The sequence below is a fragment of the Burkholderia sp. BCC1999 genome (genome assembly GCF_905339975.1).
GTDB lineage: Bacteria > Pseudomonadota > Gammaproteobacteria > Burkholderiales > Burkholderiaceae > Burkholderia.
Window position 1 is genome coordinate 35,227 of sequence record NZ_CAJPHP010000001.1, and the last position, 12,729, is coordinate 47,955.

Sequence of the window (12,729 nt, forward strand, 5' to 3'; positions counted from 1 at the left end):
TCCCTAGACTCCTGCTGACAGTCCATACGAGCAGGAGACGCTGTGAACCGGGAAATGACTGAAGCCGCGCGCCCGCCGCGGCTGTTACGACACTACATCGACGGTGCGTTCGTCGAGACCGCGCAGACCTTTGCGGATACGAGCCCCGTCGACGGCCGCGAAATCGCCCGCGTATGCGAGGCCGACGCGGCGACCGTCGACGCTGCCGTGCACGCGGCGCGTGCCGCGCAGGCGGCCGGTTGGCGCGAGACGACGCCCGCGCAGCGGGCCGACTGGCTGCACCGGATTGCCGACGGCATCCAGGCGCGCTTCGACGATTTCGTCGAGGCCGAAGTGGCCGACACCGGCCGCCCGTTCGCGCAGGCCCGTTCGCTGGACATCGCGCGCGGCATCGCGAACTTCCGTACGTTCGCCGACCTCGTCCGCACGGCCGGCGACGACTGCTTCGAATCGCAGACGGCCGACGGCGCGCAGTATCTCAACTACGTGACGCGCAAGCCGCTCGGCGTGGTCGGGATCATCTCGCCGTGGAACCTGCCGCTGTTGCTGTTCACGTGGAAGGTTGCGCCGGCGCTTGCGTTGGGCAACTGCGTCGTGGCGAAGCCGTCGGAAGAGACGCCCGGTTCCGCGACGCTGCTGGCCGAAGTGATCGACGCAGTCGGCCTGCCGCGCGGCGTGTTCAACCTCGTGCATGGCCACGGGCCGGCCGCCGCTGGCGAATTCCTCACGCGCCACACTGGCATCGACGCGATCACGTTCACCGGCGAATCGCGCACCGGCAGCGCGATCATGAAGGCCGTCGCCGACGGCGTGAAGGACATCTCGTTCGAACTCGGCGGCAAGAACGCAGCCGTCGTGTTTGCCGACGCCGATTTCGACGCGGCGGTGGACGGCATCGTCAAGTCGAGCTTCACCAACGCCGGGCAGGTATGCCTGTGCAGCGAGCGCGTGTACGTCGAGCGGCCGATCTTCGAGCGCTTCGTCGCCGCGCTGAAAGCGCGCACCGAAGCGCTGCGCGTCGGCGCGCCCGACGATCCCGCAACGACGATGGGGCCGCTGATCTCGCGCGGCCATCGCGACAAGGTGCTGTCGTATTTCCGGCTGGCCGTCGACGAAGGCGCGACGGTCGTGACGGGCGGCGGCGTGCCGGCGTTCGGCGATGCGCGCGAAGACGGCGCGTTCGTGCAGCCGACCATCTGGACCGGGTTGCCCGACACCGCGCGCTGCGTGACCGAGGAGATCTTCGGGCCCGTGTGTCACGTCGCGCCGTTCGACAGCGAGGACGAAGTGATCCGTCGCGTGAACGACAGCGCGTACGGCCTGGCGGCGAGCGTGTGGACGACGCACCTCGCGCGCGGCCATCGCGTCGCGAAGCGGATCGAGACGGGCATCGTGTGGCTGAACGCATGGTTCGTGCGCGACCTGCGCACGCCGTTCGGCGGCACCAAGCTGTCGGGCATCGGCCGCGAGGGCGGGCGTCACTCGCTCGATTTCTATTCCGAGACCACCAACGTCTGCGTGAGGGTCGCATGAGCGAATTCGACCGGAATGCGGTGCAGGCGATCGCCGACACGCTGTGGGCGGCCGAGCGCGACGGCATGCCGTGCGCGCCGGTGCGCGACGCGATCGCGGCGCTCGGCGGCGATGCGCTCGACGCCGCGTACGCGGTGCAGCGTGCGAACACGGCACGCAAGCGCGCGGCGGGGCGGCGCCTCGTCGGCCGCAAGATCGGCCTGACGTCGGCGGCCGTGCAGAAGCAGCTCGGCGTCGACCAGCCCGACTTCGGGATGCTGTTCGACGACATGGCGGTGGCAGACGGCGAGGAAATCGCGCTGGCGCGTACGCGGCAGCCGAAAGTCGAGGCCGAGATCGCGCTGGTGCTCGAACGCGACCTGCCGCACGAACGGCACACGATGGCCGACCTGATCGGCGCGACTGCGTATGCGCTGCCCGCGATCGAGATCGTCGGCAGCCGGATCGCGAACTGGGACATCCGGCTGACCGACACGGTTGCGGACAACGCGTCGAGCGGCCTGTTCGTGCTCGGCAGTCGGCCGGTCACGCTCGGCGCGTTCGACGCGATCCAGTGCGGGATGGCGATGGAGCGGCGCGGCGAACCGGTGAGCGTCGGTGCGGGCGCCGCGTGCCTCGGCAATCCGCTGCACGCGGCGCTGTGGCTCGCGAACACGATGGCGCGCGTCGGCGCGCCGCTGCGCGCGGGCGACATCGTGCTGACGGGCGCGCTCGGGCCGATGGTCGGCGTGCAGCCGGGCGACGTGTTCACGGCACGGATCGAAGGGCTTGGCAGCGTGAGCGCGTATTTCTCCACCCAACCGGAGCGTGAATGATGAAAGACCTCGACAAGCTCGCCGTGGCCGTCATCGGCTCCGGCAACATCGGCACCGACCTGATGATCAAGGTGCTGCGCCAGGCGAAGCATCTGGAAGTGGCCGCGATGGTCGGCATCGATCCGGCCTCCGACGGGCTCGCGCGCGCCGCGCGGCTCGGCGTGCCGACCACCGCGGGCGGGATCGACGGTCTCGTCGCGATGCCCGAATTCGCGAACGTGCGGATCGCGTTCGACGCGACGTCGGCCGGCGCGCATGCGCGCCACGCGGAGGTGCTCGGCCGTCACGGCGTGCAGGTGATCGACCTGACGCCGGCCGCGATCGGCCCGTTCGTCGTGCCGGTGGTCAACCTGTTCGCCCATCTCGACGCGCCGAACCTGAACATGGTGACCTGCGGCGGCCAGGCGACGATCCCGATCGTGCATGCGGTGTCGCGCGTCGCGCCCGTGCATTACGCGGAGATCGTCGCGTCGATCTCGAGCCGCTCGGCCGGCCCCGGCACGCGCGCGAACATCGACGAATTCACCGAAACGACGTCGAAGGCGATCGAGACGGTCGGCGGCGCCGCGCGCGGCAAGGCGATCATCGTGCTGAACCCGGCCGAGCCGCCGCTGATGATGCGCGACACCGTGTACTGCCTGACCGACGAAGATGCCGACACCGCCGCGATCGAGCATTCGATCCGCATGATGGTCGATGCGGTCGCGAGCTACGTACCCGGCTACCGGCTCAAGCAGGCCGTCCAGTTCGACCGCTATACGGCCGCGCAACCGCTCGCATTCGATGCGGGCGAGCGCCGCACGGGGCTGAAGGTCGGCGTGTTCCTCGAAGTCGAAGGCGCCGCGCATTACCTGCCGTCGTATGCGGGGAACCTGGACATCATGACGTCGGCCGCGCTCGCGGCCGCCGAACAGATCGCGGCCAGCCGCGTGGCAGCCTGACGGGAGATCGGCGATGACCGACCACACGAAGAAAATCTATCTGTCGGACGTGACGCTGCGCGACGGCATGCACGCGATCCGTCACCAGTATTCTCTCGACGCCGCCGTCGCGATCGCACGCGCGCTCGACGACGCGGGCGTCGACAGCATCGAGGTCGCGCACGGCGACGGGCTGTCGGGGTCGAGCTTCAACTACGGCTTCGGCGCCCACACCGACCTGCAGTGGATCGAGGCGGTGGCCGGCACGGTGAAGCGCGCGCGCGTCGCGACGCTGCTGTTGCCGGGCATCGGCACCGTGCACGACCTGCGTGCCGCGTACGACGCCGGCGCGCGCATCGTGCGGATCGCGACGCACTGCACGGAGGCCGACATCTCGAAGCAGCACATCGCGTATGCGCGCGCACTCGGGATGGATACCGTCGGCTTCCTGATGATGTCGCACATGACGTCGCCGGAAGCGCTCGCGCAACAGGCGAAGCTGATGGAAAGCTATGGCGCGCAGTGCGTGTACGTGGTCGATTCGGGCGGCGCGCTCGGCATGCGCGACGTGGCCGCGCGCTTCGATGCGCTGAAGGCCGTGCTCGACCCGGCCACGCAGACGGGCATGCACGCGCACCACAACCTGTCGCTCGGCGTCGCGAACTCGATCGTCGCGCTGGAGCACGGATGCGACCGCATCGATGCATCGCTGACGGGCATGGGCGCGGGCGCAGGCAATGCGCCGCTTGAAGTGTTCGTCGCGGCGGTCGACCGCCTCGGGCTGCATCACGGCTGCGACGTCAAGCAGCTGATCGACGCGGCGGAAGACATCGTGCGCCCGTTGCAGGAGCGCCCGGTGCGCGTGGACCGTGAAACGCTCGCACTCGGCTATGCGGGCGTGTATTCGAGCTTCCTGCGCCACACCGAAGCGGCGGCCGCGAAATACGGGCTGTCGGCGTTCGACATCATGGTCGAGCTCGGCCGGCGGCGCATGGTCGGCGGGCAGGAGGACATGATCGTCGATGTCGCACTCGACATGCTGAAGGCGCGGGAGGCCGCATGACCGATCTCGACAGGCTCGCCGCTCGCGTCGACGACGCCGCGCGTCACGCGGAGGCGATCGCGCAACTGACGACCGGCGCCGCATTCTCGCTCGACGAAGCGTACGTGATCCAGCGCGCGTCGATCGAGCGCCGCATCGATCGCGGCGAGACGACGGTCGGCGTGAAGCTCGGCTTCACGAGCCGCGCGAAGATGGTCCAGATGGGCGTCGACAGCCTGATCTGGGGCTGGCTCACCGACACGATGCTGGAAGAGGACGGCGGGCACGTCGCGCTCGACCGCTTCATCCATCCGCGCGTCGAGCCGGAAGTGTGCTTCCTCACGCGCCGCGATATCGATCGGCCGCTGACGCTGCTCGAAGCATCCGGCTACCTGGCGGCCGTCGCGCCGGCGATGGAGATCATCGATTCGCGCTACCGCGACTTCCGTTTCACGCTGGAAGACGTGGTGGCCGACAACTGCTCGTCGGCCGGCCTCACGATCGGCCCGTGGAGCACGCGGTTCGACGGGCTGCGCAACGCGGGCGTCGTGATGCGGATCAACGGCCGCGTGGTCCAGACCGGCTCGACCGCCGCGATCCTCGGCGATCCGCTGCGCTCGGTCGTGCAGGCGTCCCGGCTGATCGCGGCGAGCGGGCTCGTGCTGCCGGCTGGCTCGCTGATCATGGCCGGCGCCGCGACGGCCGCCGATGCGTTACCTGCCGGCGCGCACGTGCATTGCACGGTGCACGGGCTCGGCAGCACCGAATTCACCACCACTCGACCATCATGAGCCAAGACCATTCGATTCAGGGCCGTGTCGTGCCCGGCAAGGCCACGCCACGCGGCCGCTTCCCGCACATCACGCGAGCGGGCGATTTCCTGTTCGTGTCGGGCACCAGTTCGCGGCGGCCCGACAACACGATCGCGGGCGCGTCGGCCGACGCGCTCGGCACCGTGCAGCTCGACATCCGCGAGCAGACGCGCACGGTGATCGAGAACATCCGCGACATCCTACGCAGCGAAGGTGCCGACCTGTCGTCGCTCGTCGAGATCTCGTCGTTCCTCGTGAACATGAACGACTTCGGCGGCTACAACGCGGTGTACGGCGAGTATTTCGACGAAACCGGCCCGACGCGCACGACGGTCGCGGTGCACCAGCTGCCGCATCCGCATCTGCTGATCGAGATGAAGGCGATCGCGTACGCGCCGAAGAAATGACATGAGCGGCGAGGTGGCATCCGATGCCGCCCGCCCGGAGGAGACGACCATGCTGAAGTACGGAACCCCGTTCAATTTCTCGCGCTGGATCGACGAGCATGCGCACCTGCTGAAACCGCCGGTCGGCAACCAGCAGGTGTGGCAGGACAGCGATTTCATCGTGACCGTCGTCGGTGGCCCGAACCATCGCACCGACTATCACGACGATCCGCTCGAGGAATTCTTTTATCAATTGCGCGGCAACGCGTACCTGCACCTGTGGATCGACGGCAAGCGCGGACGCGTGGATCTGAAGGAGGGCGACGTGTTCCTGCTGCCGCCGCACGTGCGCCATTCGCCGCAGCGCCCCGAAGCCGGCAGCGCGTGCCTCGTGATCGAGCGCCAGCGTCCGGCGGGTGTCGTCGACGGGTTCGAGTGGTATTGCGACGCGTGCGGGCATCTCGTCCATCGCGTCGAGGTGCAGCTCAAGAGCATCGTCGACGATCTGCCGCCGCTGTTCGACGCGTTCTACGCATCGGACACGCTGCGCCGCTGCGCGCATTGCGGCCACGTGCATCCCGGCAAGGCGGCCTGAGCCGCCGCGCCCCTTCACCGACAGAACGACGATGACACTTCGAATCGACATGCATTCGCACTTCTTTCCGCCGATCTCGCGGGAAGAGGCCGCGCGCCTCGACGCGCAGCGCGCGCCGTGGCTGCGCATCGACGCGGACGGCCAGAACGGGATGATCATGACGGGCGAACGCGCGTTTCGCCCGGTGTACCGCGCGCTGTGGGATCCGGCCGCGCGCGTCGCCGAGATGGACGCGCGCGGCATCGACATCCAGCTGATGTGCGCGACGCCCGTGATGTTCGGCTACGACAGCGCGCCGCACGATGCGCACGACTGGGCGATGCGGATGAACGACCGCGCGCTCGAACTGTGCGCGAGTGCGCCCGACCGGATGTTCGCACTCGCGCAGGTGCCGCTGCAGGACGTCGAGCTCGCGTGTCGCGAAGCGACGCGCGCGCATCGCGCCGGCCATCGCGGCGTGCAGATCGGCAACCATCTCGGGCCGCTCGACCTCGACGACGCACACCTCGTCACGTTCCTCGTGCATTGCGCGAACGACGGCATTCCGGTGCTCGTGCATCCGTGGGACATGATGACCGACGGCCGGATGAAGAAATGGATGCTGCCATGGCTCGTCGCGATGCCGGCCGAGACGCAGCTCGGCATGGTGTCGCTGATCCTTTCCGGCGCGTTCGAGCGGATTCCACGCACGCTGAAGCTATGTTTCGCGCACGGCGGCGGCAGCTTCGCATTCCTGCTCGGCCGCGTGCAGAACGCGTGGGAACAGCGTGACATCGTGCGCGAGGACTGCCCGCATCCGCCCGTCAGCTATCTCGACCGCTTCCACGTGGACAGCGCGGTATTCGATCGCGGCGCACTGCGTCTGCTGGTCGACACGATGGGCGAGGACCGCGTGATGCTCGGCTCCGACTATCCGTTCCCGCTCGGCGAGCAGCGGATCGGCTCGCTCGTCGAGCAGCATCCCGATCTGTCCGACACCGCGAAAGCGAAGATCCTCGGCGGCAACGCGTTGCGCTTCTTCGACCTGCCGCCAGCGGCGGCGTCACGTGCAGCCTGACACCTTCAACGACATACGTCATTCCATAAGGAACACTGATTTCATGACCACACGCGAACACTGCGCCGCGCTCGATGCGATCGACCCGCTCGCCCACTGCCGCGCGCGCTTCGACCTGCCGGCGGACACGATCTATCTCGACGGAAACTCGCTCGGCGCGATGCCGGCGAACGTGCCGGCGCGCATGCAGCGCGCGCTCGAACAGGAGTGGGCGCACGGCCTGATCCGCTCGTGGAACGACGCCGACTGGTATCCGGCGCCGCAGCGCACCGGCGACAAGATCGCGAAGCTGATCGGTGCGGGCGACGGTGAGGTGATCGTCGCCGATTCGACGTCGGTGAACCTCTTCAAGGTGTTGGTAGCAGCCACGCGGATGCGACCGGGGCGCCGCGTGATCGTCGCGGAGCGCACCAACTTCCCGACCGACGTCTATATCGCGGCGAGCGTCGCCGAGATGACGGGTTGCGAGCTGCGCTGCGTCGATCCGGACGACATCGTCGCGGCGATCGACGACAGCGTCGCGGTCGTGTCGCTCACGCACGTGAACTACAAGAGCGGCAAGCGCTACGACATGGCGGCCGTCACGCGCCACGCGCACGAGGCTGGCGCGCTGAGCGTGTGGGACCTGTGCCACTCGGCCGGCGCGATGCCGATCGAGCTGAACGCATGCGAGGCGGACTTTGCGGTGGGCTGCGGCTACAAGTACCTGAACGGCGGGCCCGGCGCACCGGCCTATGTGTTCGTCGCGTCGCGGCATCACGCCGACGTGCGGCAGCCGCTGACGGGTTGGCACGGCCATGCGAAGCCGTTCGACTTCGCGCACGACTACGCGCCGCATCCGGCGATCGACCGGATGCTGACGGGCACCGCGCCGCAACTCGGCGTGATTGCGCTCGAAGCGGCGCTCGACGCGTTCGACGGCGTCGATCTGCATGTGCTGCGGGACAAGAGCGTCGCGCTCGGCGACCTCTTCATTGCGCTCGTCGACCAGGAGCTTGCGGGCCTCGGCTTCACGCTCGCGTCGCCGCGCGACGCCGCGCAGCGCGGCAGCCAGGTGTCGCTCGCGCACGAGCAGGGCTACGCGATCGTGCAGGCGCTGATCGCACGCAACATGATCGGCGACTTCCGCGCGCCCCACATCCTGCGCTTCGGCTTCGCGCCGCTGTACGTACGCTACGTCGACGTGTGGGACACGATCGCCGCATTGAAGGACGTCGTGACGACCGGTGCGTGGAACACCGATGCATTCCTCGCGCGCAAGTCGGTGACCTGACGGCCGGCGCGGTGCGCAACACGACACAACAGATCGAGATCGGACGACGTCCCGCACGACGCGGGGCGCGTTCGACGAAGGAGACAGGGCATGAACCAGCGGCAGGGATTCGACGCGATCGTCGAACGTGAGAAGGGGTTGCATCGCGGTCTGTCGACCGCTCAGTTGTCGATGATCGCGATCGGCGGCGCGATCGGGACGGGGCTGTTCCTCGGCAGCGGTTTCGCGATCGGCTTCGCGGGGCCGAGCGTGCTCGTCAGTTATGCGATCGGTGCGCTGATCGCGCTGCTGCTGATGGGCTGTCTCGCCGAGATGACGGTCGCTCACCCGACGTCGGGCTCGTTCGGCGCGTATGCCGAGCATTACGTGAGCCCGTGGGCCGGCTTCCTGGTGCGCTACGCGTACTGGGCGTCGATCGTGTTCGCCGTCGGCACCGAAGTGACGGCTATCGCCGTGTACATGAAGTACTGGTTTCCGGCCGTGCCGGGCTGGTACTGGATCATCGGCTTCTCGGCCGCACTGATCGGGATCAACCTGGTCAGCGTGAAAGTGTTTGGTGCGGTCGAGTATGTGTTCTCGATGCTGAAGATCGCCGCGATCGTCGCGTTCATCGCGCTCGGTGCGGTGGTCGTGTTCGGTGCGCCGGCCGGTTCCGGCATCGGCTTCGCGAACTATACGGCGCACGGCGGGTTCTTCCCGAAAGGCGTGTGGGGGATGTGGGTCGCGGTGATCGTGTCAATCTTCAGCTACCTGAGCATCGAGATGATCGCCGTGGCGGCCGGCGAGGCACGCGATCCGCACAAGGCGATCACGCGCGCATTCCGCGCGACGATGCTGCGGCTGGTGTTCTTCTACCTGATGACGCTCGCGCTGATGCTCGCGATCGTGCCATGGACGGCAGCCGGTTCCGACGAAAGCCCGTTCGTCAAGGTGATGGCGGCGACGCACGTGCCGGGCGCGGCTGGCGTGATCAATTTCGTGATCCTGGTGGCTGCGCTGTCCGCGATGAACAGTCAGCTCTACATCACGACGCGGATGATGTTCAGCCTGTCGCGCGCGGGCTACGCGCCGAAGGCGCTCGGCCGGCTGACGGGGCACGGCGTGCCGGCTGCCGCGCTCGGGTTGTCGGCGATCGGGATTGCGCTCGCGACCGTGCTGAACGTGTGGTATCCGGACACGTCGTTCGTGATGATGATGTCGGTGTCGATGTTCGGCGCGATGTTCACGTGGTTGATGATCTTCGTCACGCACCTGTTCTTCCGCCGCCACCATCGCGGCCAGGCGCTCGCGTTCCGGATGTGGGGCTTTCCGGTCACGTCGCTCCTCGGCGCGACACTGATGCTCGCGGCGCTGGTCACGACGTACTTCACGCGTGAATTCCGGATGACGCTGTTTTGCGGCGTGCCGTTCATGATCGTGCTGTCGGTCGTCTACGTAGTGTGGTATCGCGGCAAGGGCGATGCGCCGGCGGGCGAACGCGAGGGCGTTCACGCGCCCGGGCAGTGACGGCGCGCGTCAATAGATCGCGTAAACCTTCCGCACCGGCTCGATGATGTCCCATCGGCCGGTCCAGCCTGGCGGCAGGATCACGAGATCTCCTGCGCCGATTTCGACGACTTCGCCGCTCGCATCGTCGGTCAGGTTCGCGCGGCCCGAGAGGATGTACGTGAATTCGGTGTCGGGCCGGTCGACGACCGGCCAGCCGCCCGGCTGGCACTCCCAGATGCCGAGATGACCGACTGCATGATGATAGTGGCTGCGGGCGGGCAACGGCGACCGCGCGGCTCCGCGCCACGGACATTGTTGGTACGATCGCGCGTATGTCCACGCCGGCGCCGCAAGCCGGCGGCTCATCGGCCGCGCGGCTGCACGCAGGCTCGGCCACGTTCGGGAGAAGCGGTTCATGTTGCAGGCGTTCGCGGTCTTGCTGACCTTCCAGTGTCTCGGGGAAGGCGTGTCCTATCTGTTCGGCCTGCCGGTGCCGGGCCCCGTGATCGGCATGCTGCTGCTGTTCGGTTTCGTGATGCTGCGCCCGCAAGTGGCCGATGCGATCGAGCCGACTGCGCTCGAGCTGCTGCGTCACCTGTCGCTGCTGTTCGTGCCGGCCGGCGTCGGCATCATGGTGTCGGCCGACCGCGTGCGCGGCGATGCGGTCGCGGTCGTCGTCGCGCTGGCCGTCAGCACCACGCTGGCGATCGCGGTGACGGCGCTCGTCACGCGCGCGCTGCTGCGGCGCCAGCGCCGCGCGGGCAACAACGCGGAGGGCGTGCAATGACGGCCTTCCCGAAACTCGGCGCGATCTGGGTCTATCTCGCCGCGAGCCCGTTGCTCGGCCTGACCATCACGCTGGTCGCATATCTGTTCGCGCAGGCCGTCTATGCGCGGGCGCGCTTCAACCCGCTCGCGAATCCGGTGCTGATCGCGGTCGCGCTGATCGTCGTGCTGCTGACGATCACGCACACGCCGTATCCGACGTATTTCGAAGGCGCGCAGTTTGTCCACTTCCTGCTCGGCCCCGCGACCGTCGCGCTCGCGCTGCCGCTGTATCGCCAGTGGTCGAAGCTGCGGCGCACCGCGCTGCCGCTGCTCGTCGGCCTGCTGGCGGGCTCGCTGACCGCGATCGTGTCGGCGGTCGGCATCGCCGCGCTGTTTGGTGCGTCGCACCAGACGATCGCGTCGCTCGCGCCGAAATCGGCGACGACGCCGATCGCGATGGCCGTCGCGGCGGAGATCGGCGGCATTCCGTCGCTCACGGCCGTGCTCGTGATCTCGACCGGGATCTTCGGCGCGGTGTGCGCACGCGGGATCCTCAATCTGCTGCGGGTCGACGAGCCGGCCGTGCGCGGTTTCGCGCTCGGCGTCGCGTCGCACGGGATCGGCACCGCGCGCGCCTTCCAGGTCAGCGAGGAGGCCGGTGCGTTCGCGGGGCTCGGGATGGGGCTGAACGGCGTGCTGACGGCATTCGTCGTGCCGATCCTGCTGCCGATGCTGTCGCGCTGGATCTGAGCGGGCGCCGGCCGACGCGGGGTATCGGTTTCCCTGATGGCGCGGAAGATTTGCCGAAAAGACGGTGCACACGGCGCGCATGTATCGTGGCCGTTATCGGGAGAATTCAGGAACGCACACGGACATTTGTGCAGTGATCGGCTAACGTTGCATCGGCCCCGTTGTCGCAAGCCGTTGCGTGCGCGCAGGTGTCCGACCCACAATCAACAATCGACAAGGAGATTCGGCCATGAAGCAGTCTCGCGTGGTTTCGGTGGCAGTAGCAGTAACGGCGTCGTTCGGTCTGTTGTTGACCGCCGTGCCGGCGGCATACGCACAGGATCAGGCGTCCGCGCCGACACAGAAGCAGCTCGACAAGGCGCAGAAGAAGGCGGCGCGCAAGGCGGCCCGCGCGCGCCACGCGTCGGACCTGAAGGCGATCGGCACCGGCAGCGGCTACCGGTTGACCAACGACCAGAGCAACTATCCGCAGAACGCCGCGCAGAAGGCGCCCGCGACGAAGGCGGCGCCGGCCGCGCCGGCTTCGGGCCAGTAACGCCCGCAAGCCTTGCACAGGACGAACGGCGCCGGTTGAACCGGCGCCGTTCGTTCGTGTGCGCGACTGCGGGAGCAGCGAAGCTGCCGCGTTACGACGCGAGCTTGCTCGCGATTTCCGCGACGTGCTTGCCCTGGTAGCGCGCGATGTCGAGCTCGTTCGCGCTCGGCTGACGGCTGCCGTCCGCGCCCGCGAGCGTCGTCGCGCCGTACGGCGTGCCACCGGTGATTTCGCTCATGTTGACGAGCCCGCTGCACGCGTACGGTACGCCCACGATCACCATCCCGTGGTGCAGCAGCGTCGTGTGGAACGAGGTGATCGTCGTTTCCTGGCCGCCGTGCTGCGTGCCGGTCGACGCGAACACGCTGCCGATCTTGCCGACGAGCGCGCCCTTCATCCACAGGCCGCCGGTCTGGTCGAGGAACGTGCGCATCTGGCCGGCCATGTTGCCGAAGCGGGTCGGCGTGCCGAAGATGATCGCATCGTAGTCGGCGAGTTCGTCCACCGTGGCGACCGGCGCTGCCTGGTCGACCTTCACGCCGATCGCACGGGCCTGATCGACGGGAATCGTTTCCGGCACGCGCTTGAGCGCGACCTCGACGCCAGGCACCGATTTCGCGCCTTCCGCGATGTGCTGCGCCATCGTTTCGACGTGCCCGTAGGACGAGTAGTAAAGAACGAGTACCTTGGCCATGTTGCGAATCTCCGATTAAAAGAGCCCCGCGTTCAGCGGGGCCCGGTTTCCCGAACGGGCG

General features: G+C 68.1%; 15 protein-coding genes. 13 read left to right on the forward strand and 2 right to left on the reverse strand.

The window, feature by feature from the left end; all coding sequences use genetic code 11:
• The first annotated feature begins 54 nt into the window (after positions 1 to 54).
• The 10 genes from U5809_RS00170 (at position 55) to U5809_RS00215 (ending at position 9,939) form a co-directional block, all read left to right on the forward strand.
• A complete protein-coding gene (locus U5809_RS00170; protein WP_322084969.1) occupies positions 55 to 1,533 on the forward strand; it encodes a 2-hydroxymuconic semialdehyde dehydrogenase in 1,479 nt (492 codons plus the stop codon).
• Entirely contained in the window at positions 1,530 to 2,348 is an 819-nt protein-coding gene (locus tag U5809_RS00175; RefSeq protein ID WP_322084970.1) for a 2-keto-4-pentenoate hydratase, read from the forward strand. The genes U5809_RS00170 and U5809_RS00175 overlap by 4 nt, the downstream gene beginning before the upstream one ends.
• Entirely contained in the window at positions 2,345 to 3,289 is a 945-nt protein-coding gene (locus tag U5809_RS00180; RefSeq protein WP_322084971.1) for an acetaldehyde dehydrogenase (acetylating), read from the forward strand. Before U5809_RS00175 ends, U5809_RS00180 begins: the two co-directional genes overlap by 4 nt.
• Positions 3,290 to 3,302: 13 nt before the next feature.
• Positions 3,303 to 4,331, forward strand: coding sequence for a 4-hydroxy-2-oxovalerate aldolase (dmpG, locus tag U5809_RS00185; RefSeq protein WP_322084972.1), 1,029 nt, complete (start codon positions 3,303 to 3,305; stop codon positions 4,329 to 4,331).
• Positions 4,328 to 5,101 (forward strand): 2-keto-4-pentenoate hydratase, encoded by a 774-nt coding sequence (locus U5809_RS00190; protein ID WP_322084973.1) that lies wholly within the window; start codon positions 4,328 to 4,330, stop codon positions 5,099 to 5,101. Before dmpG ends, U5809_RS00190 begins: the two co-directional genes overlap by 4 nt.
• Positions 5,098 to 5,529: a RidA family protein gene (locus U5809_RS00195; protein ID WP_174939076.1), complete on the forward strand. Its 432-nt coding sequence runs from the start codon at positions 5,098 to 5,100 to the stop codon at positions 5,527 to 5,529. The genes U5809_RS00190 and U5809_RS00195 overlap by 4 nt, the downstream gene beginning before the upstream one ends.
• A 49-nt stretch (positions 5,530 to 5,578) precedes the next feature.
• Complete coding sequence (locus U5809_RS00200; RefSeq protein ID WP_322084974.1) at positions 5,579 to 6,103, forward strand: 3-hydroxyanthranilate 3,4-dioxygenase; 525 nt, start codon at positions 5,579 to 5,581, stop codon at positions 6,101 to 6,103.
• A gap of 31 nt (positions 6,104 to 6,134) precedes the next feature.
• Positions 6,135 to 7,160 (forward strand): amidohydrolase family protein, encoded by a 1,026-nt coding sequence (locus tag U5809_RS00205; RefSeq protein WP_322084975.1) that lies wholly within the window; start codon positions 6,135 to 6,137, stop codon positions 7,158 to 7,160.
• A gap of 43 nt (positions 7,161 to 7,203) precedes the next feature.
• Positions 7,204 to 8,433, forward strand: a complete 1,230-nt coding sequence (gene kynU / locus U5809_RS00210) for a kynureninase (RefSeq protein ID WP_322084976.1) — start codon at positions 7,204 to 7,206, stop codon at positions 8,431 to 8,433.
• A 90-nt stretch (positions 8,434 to 8,523) separates the two neighbouring features.
• Positions 8,524 to 9,939, forward strand: coding sequence for an amino acid permease (locus U5809_RS00215; RefSeq protein ID WP_322084977.1), 1,416 nt, complete (start codon positions 8,524 to 8,526; stop codon positions 9,937 to 9,939).
• Between the two features lie 9 nt (positions 9,940 to 9,948).
• Here the strand turns inward: U5809_RS00215 and U5809_RS00220 are convergent, their stop codons facing one another.
• Positions 9,949 to 10,203, reverse strand: a complete 255-nt coding sequence (locus tag U5809_RS00220) for a cupin domain-containing protein (RefSeq protein ID WP_322084978.1) — start codon at positions 10,201 to 10,203, stop codon at positions 9,949 to 9,951.
• Positions 10,204 to 10,336: 133 nt separating this feature from the next.
• Here U5809_RS00220 and U5809_RS00225 point away from each other — a divergent pair, with 133 nt between their 5' ends.
• The 3 genes from U5809_RS00225 to U5809_RS00235 all read left to right on the forward strand — a co-directional run bounded on the left by U5809_RS00225 (position 10,337) and on the right by U5809_RS00235 (position 11,974).
• The gene (locus U5809_RS00225) at positions 10,337 to 10,708 is read left to right on the forward strand and encodes a CidA/LrgA family protein (RefSeq protein WP_322084979.1); all 372 of its coding nucleotides are present in this window, start codon (positions 10,337 to 10,339) and stop codon (positions 10,706 to 10,708) included.
• Entirely contained in the window at positions 10,705 to 11,439 is a 735-nt protein-coding gene (locus U5809_RS00230; RefSeq protein WP_176046661.1) for an LrgB family protein, read from the forward strand. Before U5809_RS00225 ends, U5809_RS00230 begins: the two co-directional genes overlap by 4 nt.
• Positions 11,440 to 11,668: 229 nt before the next feature.
• On the forward strand, positions 11,669 to 11,974 hold the full coding sequence (locus U5809_RS00235) for a hypothetical protein (protein ID WP_282512277.1): 306 nt from the start codon (positions 11,669 to 11,671) through the stop codon (positions 11,972 to 11,974).
• Positions 11,975 to 12,065: 91 nt separating this feature from the next.
• Here U5809_RS00235 and wrbA read toward each other — a convergent pair whose 3' ends face one another.
• On the reverse strand, positions 12,066 to 12,668 hold the full coding sequence (wrbA, locus tag U5809_RS00240) for an NAD(P)H:quinone oxidoreductase (protein WP_176046660.1): 603 nt from the start codon (positions 12,666 to 12,668) through the stop codon (positions 12,066 to 12,068).
• Positions 12,669 to 12,729 lie beyond the last annotated feature (61 nt).

What these genes read in the sequence shown, in the direction of transcription:
- U5809_RS00200 (WP_322084974.1), top strand. Translation starts at nt 5,579, where the DNA reads ATGCTGAAGTACGGAACCCCGTTCAATTTCTCGCGCTGGATCGACGAG.
- U5809_RS00170 (WP_322084969.1), top strand. Translation starts at nt 55, where the DNA reads ATGACTGAAGCCGCGCGCCCGCCGCGGCTGTTACGACACTACATCGAC.
- kynU (WP_322084976.1), top strand. Translation starts at nt 7,204, where the DNA reads ATGACCACACGCGAACACTGCGCCGCGCTCGATGCGATCGACCCGCTC.
- U5809_RS00180 (WP_322084971.1), top strand. Translation starts at nt 2,345, where the DNA reads ATGATGAAAGACCTCGACAAGCTCGCCGTGGCCGTCATCGGCTCCGGC.
- U5809_RS00215 (WP_322084977.1), top strand. Translation starts at nt 8,524, where the DNA reads ATGAACCAGCGGCAGGGATTCGACGCGATCGTCGAACGTGAGAAGGGG.
- U5809_RS00195 (WP_174939076.1), top strand. Translation starts at nt 5,098, where the DNA reads ATGAGCCAAGACCATTCGATTCAGGGCCGTGTCGTGCCCGGCAAGGCC.
- wrbA (WP_176046660.1), bottom strand. Translation starts at nt 12,668, where the DNA reads ATGGCCAAGGTACTCGTTCTTTACTACTCGTCCTACGGGCACGTCGAA.
- U5809_RS00175 (WP_322084970.1), top strand. Translation starts at nt 1,530, where the DNA reads ATGAGCGAATTCGACCGGAATGCGGTGCAGGCGATCGCCGACACGCTG.
- U5809_RS00230 (WP_176046661.1), top strand. Translation starts at nt 10,705, where the DNA reads ATGACGGCCTTCCCGAAACTCGGCGCGATCTGGGTCTATCTCGCCGCG.
- U5809_RS00225 (WP_322084979.1), top strand. Translation starts at nt 10,337, where the DNA reads ATGTTGCAGGCGTTCGCGGTCTTGCTGACCTTCCAGTGTCTCGGGGAA.
- U5809_RS00235 (WP_282512277.1), top strand. Translation starts at nt 11,669, where the DNA reads ATGAAGCAGTCTCGCGTGGTTTCGGTGGCAGTAGCAGTAACGGCGTCG.
- U5809_RS00190 (WP_322084973.1), top strand. Translation starts at nt 4,328, where the DNA reads ATGACCGATCTCGACAGGCTCGCCGCTCGCGTCGACGACGCCGCGCGT.
- U5809_RS00205 (WP_322084975.1), top strand. Translation starts at nt 6,135, where the DNA reads ATGACACTTCGAATCGACATGCATTCGCACTTCTTTCCGCCGATCTCG.
- dmpG (WP_322084972.1), top strand. Translation starts at nt 3,303, where the DNA reads ATGACCGACCACACGAAGAAAATCTATCTGTCGGACGTGACGCTGCGC.